Genomic DNA, 4,448 nt, shown 5'->3' with positions numbered 1-4,448 from the left:
GCTGTTCCTCGGCGCGCCCGCCCAGCCCGCACCGCCGGACGAGCCGCTCGCGGGCCAGACCCGCGAGCCCGGCCGCGGCCGCGGCCACGTGCCGGCGCTGGAGAGCGGCGTCCGGCCGCTCCCCGCGCCGCAGCAGGGCGTTGCCGCCGATGGCGACGACGATCCTCATCTGATTCTCCTTCTCGGCCGGGCTCAGCCGGCCAGTGTCGCGACGAGCACGGCCTTGATGGTGTGCATACGGTTCTCCGCCTGGTCGAAGACGATCGAGCGCTCCGACTCGAACACCTCCGGGGTGACCTCGAACGACGTACGCCCGGTCCGGCTCGCCAGCTGACGGCCGAGCTCCGTATCCACGCCGTGCAGGGCCGGTAGGCAGTGCAGGAACTTCACCTGCGGATTGCCGGTGAGCTGGAGCAGCGCGTCGTCGACGGCGTACGGCGCCAACAGCGCCACCCGCCGGTCCCACAGCTCGGGCGGCTCCCCCATCGACACCCATACATCGGTGTAGACGAAGTCGGCACCGTCCAGACCACGGCGGTCGCTGGTGATCTCCAGCCGTGCCCCGGTCGCGGAGGCGATGCGCTCTGCATGACGGACCGCGTCGGGCGCCGGCGCGAGGTCTGCAGGCGAGACCATCCGGACGTCCATGCCCATCATGGAACCGGCGACCAGCAACGAGCGGGCGACGTTGTTGCGGGCGTCACCGACGTACGCAACAACGATCTGCTCGGCGGGCTTGGTCGTGTGCTCGAGCATCGTGAGCACGTCGCACAGCGCCTGGGTCGGATGCCACGCATCGGTCAGGCCGTTCCACACCGGCACGTCGGCGTACGCCGCGAGGGTCTCCACCACGGCCTGGTCGGAGCCCCGGTACTCGATGCCGTCGTAGAACCGGCTGAGCACTCGCGCGGTGTCCGCGATCGACTCCTTGTGGCCGAGGTGCGAGCTGGCCGGGTCGAGGTAGGTCACGTGCGCACCCTCGTCGTAGGCCGCGACCTCGAACGCGCACCGGGTGCGGGTGGAGGCCTTCTCGAAGAGCAGGGCGATCGAGCGTCCGGCGAGTCGTGGAGCCCTGCCGGGCAGTCGGCGTTCGATCTTGAGCTCCGCCGCCAGCGCGACCAGCGAGCGCCATTCCTCGACGGTCAGGTCGACCTCCTTGAGGAAGTCGCGGCCGGCCAGCGACCTGGCTGTCATGTCGGGGACGATCAGCGTCATGACGACACCGCCTCTCGCTCGATGGGACAGGTCATGCAACGGGGTCCACCGCGACCGCGACCGAGCTCCTCCCCGACGATGGGCACCACCTCGATGCCCTGGTCGGCCAGGTAGGCGTTGGTCGTGGTGTTCCGCTCGTAGCCGACGACCACACCGGGTGCGACGGCGAGGAAGTTGTTGCCGTCGTCCCACTGCTCGCGCTCGGCGCCCAGCCGGTCGATCGGCGCCCGCAGCACCCGGAGCCGCTCGACGCCGAGGGTGTCAGCGAGGACCGGGAACAGCACATCGTTCTCCTCGAGCTTGAACTCACCGCCGGTCCCGACGCGGTGCAGCGAGTAGGAGCGGAGCTCGTCGGGAAGGTAGGGATAGACCGAGAAAGCGTCGGCGTCGACCATCGTCATCGCGGTGTCCAGGTGCATGAACGCCCGCTCGCGGGGCAGCTCCACCACGATCACCGTGTCCACCGTGCCGCGCCGGAACAGTGCGCGAGCGAGGTTCTCCACCCCCTGCGGCGTCGATCGCTCCCCCATGCCGACCATCACGGCCCGGTTGCCGATGACGGTGACGTCGCCGCCTTCCAGTGTCGCGCCGCCGTGGTCGAGGGCGTCGTGGCCGTAGAGATAGTCGACGCCGCGGAACATCGGATGGAAGTCGTAGACGACCTTGGAGTTGATCGTCTCGCGCCGCCTCGCCGGCTTCGCCATGGGGTTGAGCGAGACGGCGTCGTACGCCCAGGCCACGTTGTCGCGCTGGAAGAGGTGGTTGGGCAGCGGGGCCAGCAGGAAGTCGTCGTCTCGGAGATACTCCAGCAGCAGGCTGCTGGCGTGCACCCGGTCGGCGACGTCGGACTTGAGCACCCCACCGATCAGGTACGTCGCCAGCTCCTCCGCCGGGGTGGTGGCCACCAGGTCGTCGAGAGGCTGGTCGAGCGCGGGACCGAACCGATGTGCCGTGGAGAGCTCCTCCTGGAGGAGCTCACGCGCACCCGGTTGGTCCAGCGCCTCGGTCAGCAGGTCGGCGAAGTGGTGGACCACGACCCCGTGAGCCTCGAGCGCGGCCACGAACCCGTCGTGCTCGGCCCGGGCGCGCTCGGCCCACAGGACGTCGTCGAAGAGCAGCCGCTCGATGTTGCTCGGAGTCAGCCGGCTGAGCTCGAGGCCGGGACGGTGCACGACCGCCTGACGCAGGCGTCCGACCTCGGAGTCGACGTGGAGACGCTCGCTCACGAGTTGCTCCCGTCCGCCGGCGCCGAGCCGCTGTCCGAGGAGGCCGCCTGGAGTCGGCGACGCTGGCTGAGGTAGACCGGGACCCCCAGGATCGCGGCGGCACCGGTCATCAGGAACGGGCCCCACACGACGTACCAGCTGTTGTCGGTGTTGCGGGAGTAGTAGACGAACGCGATCGACATGGCCAGGGCGACGACGGCGACCGCGAGATCGAGGGCGAGACGCGGGGTCGGGCCCCGGCGGTGGTCCTGCCAACGCCACTTGAGCTGGGCCAGCGCGGAGAAGGCGTACGGGATGGCCGCGGTGATGCCGGTCATCAGCACCAGCGTGGTGAACACGGTCGCCCCGTCGGCACCGAGATAGCTCACGACGACCGCGACCGAGGCCAGGGCTGCGGACGCGATGATGCCGAGGGCGGGCACACCGCGACGCGAGACCCGGCCGAAGATCTTCGGGAACAGGCCCTCCTTCGCGGCGGCTAGCGGCATCTCGGCGCAGATCATGGTCCATCCGTTGAGGGCTCCGATCCCGGAGATGATCACGGCGGCCGCGACGATGTTGCCTGCCACGGTGCCACCGAAGACCTCGTTCGCGGCCGCGGAGTAGGAGGCCTGGTTGGCGTCCTGGGCCAGCTGGGAGGCCGGCAGGATGCCGAAGACGGCGACCAGGGAGAGCAGGTAGACCACCGCACTGCCGACGGTCCCCAGAACCGTCGCACGCGGGACGTTGCGGCCGGGGTCGCGCACCTGCGCGGCGGCGACGGACGCGGTCTCGAGGCCGAGGTAGCTGAACAGGCAGATCGCCATCGCCCCACCGATCGCCGAGATGCTCGTCTCGCCGCTCGTGTTCCACGGGGTGAAGTTGCCGCCCTCGATGAAGAAGAGTCCGGCGGTCGCCATCAGCGCCAGCGGGACGAACTTCAGCACCGTCGTCCACAGCTGGAAGACACCCATGGACCGTACGCCGGTGAGGTTGATCGCCGCGGGGATCCACAGGCCTGCCAGGGCGATCACGATCGACCATCCGGTCGCGCCGCCCTTGTTGAGGAACGTCTCGACGTAGAAGACCCAGCCGACGGCGATGGCGGCGTTACCCGCCCACGCGGTGATCCAGTAGAGCCACGCCTGGCTGAATCCCAAGCCGTTGCCGAAGGCGGCGCGCGCATAGGCGTACGGGCCGCCACCGGCCGGCATCCGACGGGAGAGGGAGGAGAACACGAGCGCGAGAGCGACGGCGCCGACCGTCGCGACCGCCATCGCGACCAGGCTGATCGGCCCGTAGGACGCGACGGCGTACGGAAGGCTGAAGACGCCGACGCCGATGATCGAGCCCATCACCAGAGCGGTCGCATGTGGGAGCCGGAGCTGACCGTCAGGGGTCTCCCTTCCAGGGACCGGTCGGTTCGCCGGCCGGGGTGGAGGCGCTGCCCTGTCGGCGATGTCACCACGTGTATCGCGGTGGAACGGGGTTCTGTCGAGAAGGGACATGGCCCTCTCCTTCGTCATGGGATCACGGACCGGTCCAGCACACCGCCTACCCCGATCCCGGCAGCAGAGCCGCCAGGTCCCGACCGTGACGACGTTCGTCCGTGGGCAGGATGACGAAGGTCCTGCGCGGGCCGAAGGTCTCACCGGACCGGGACCTTCCACTCGTGACCAGCCTCGCCGGCCGGGCCAGGCTCGTCCCATGAGTACCGAGCACCCTAGGTGGGAATGACCATGCTTGTCCGAGAGATCATGACCTCTTCACCCGTCACCGCACGGAGAGAGACTCCTGTCAGGGAGGCGCTCGGACTGCTGCGCGACCACCACATCACCGCGTTGCCGGTGGTGAGCTCGGCCGGCCGGCTCTGCGGCGTCGTCGCCGAGATCGATCTGATCCGCAACCGGGTCCTGCCGGACCCGCGGGCGCATCTGCGCCCGGCGCCTCCCGTGACCGACCGGCCACCGGCGTACGTGGAGGACGTGATGAGCCCGGTGGCCGTCGCCGTGCGCGACACCGCGGAGG

4 protein-coding genes are annotated in these 4,448 nt (G+C 69.8%); 1 reads left to right on the top strand and 3 read right to left on the bottom strand.

All coding sequences use genetic code 11. From position 1 onward, the window contains the following. Window positions 1-192: 192 nt before the first annotated feature. From argF to ACFVJS_RS26485, 3 genes are read right to left on the bottom strand one after another with little or no spacing between them, the layout of a single operon-like run. Window positions 193-1,194 (bottom strand): ornithine carbamoyltransferase, encoded by a 1,002-nt coding sequence (argF, locus tag ACFVJS_RS26495; protein ID WP_378886547.1) that lies wholly within the window; start codon window positions 1,192-1,194, stop codon window positions 193-195. Window positions 1,195-1,211: 17 nt separating this feature from the next. Next, on the bottom strand, window positions 1,212-2,441 hold the full coding sequence (locus ACFVJS_RS26490) for an arginine deiminase (protein WP_378886546.1): 1,230 nt from the start codon (window positions 2,439-2,441) through the stop codon (window positions 1,212-1,214). Next, window positions 2,438-3,928, bottom strand: a complete 1,491-nt coding sequence (locus ACFVJS_RS26485; protein ID WP_378886545.1) for an amino acid permease — start codon at window positions 3,926-3,928, stop codon at window positions 2,438-2,440. Before ACFVJS_RS26485 ends, ACFVJS_RS26490 begins: the two co-directional genes overlap by 4 nt. A gap of 225 nt (window positions 3,929-4,153) precedes the next feature. On the opposite strand from ACFVJS_RS26485, the gene ACFVJS_RS26480 reads away from it, so the two are divergent. Continuing rightward, window positions 4,154-4,448, top strand: a 295-nt coding sequence (locus ACFVJS_RS26480; protein ID WP_378886544.1) for an HPP family protein, incomplete at its 3' end; no start/stop codon positions are given.

It is taken from the genome of Nocardioides sp. NPDC057772 (assembly GCF_042798075.1).
Classification (GTDB): Bacteria; Actinomycetota; Actinomycetes; order Propionibacteriales; family Nocardioidaceae; genus Nocardioides.
This window is presented reverse-complemented; position numbering and strand designations above follow the sequence as displayed.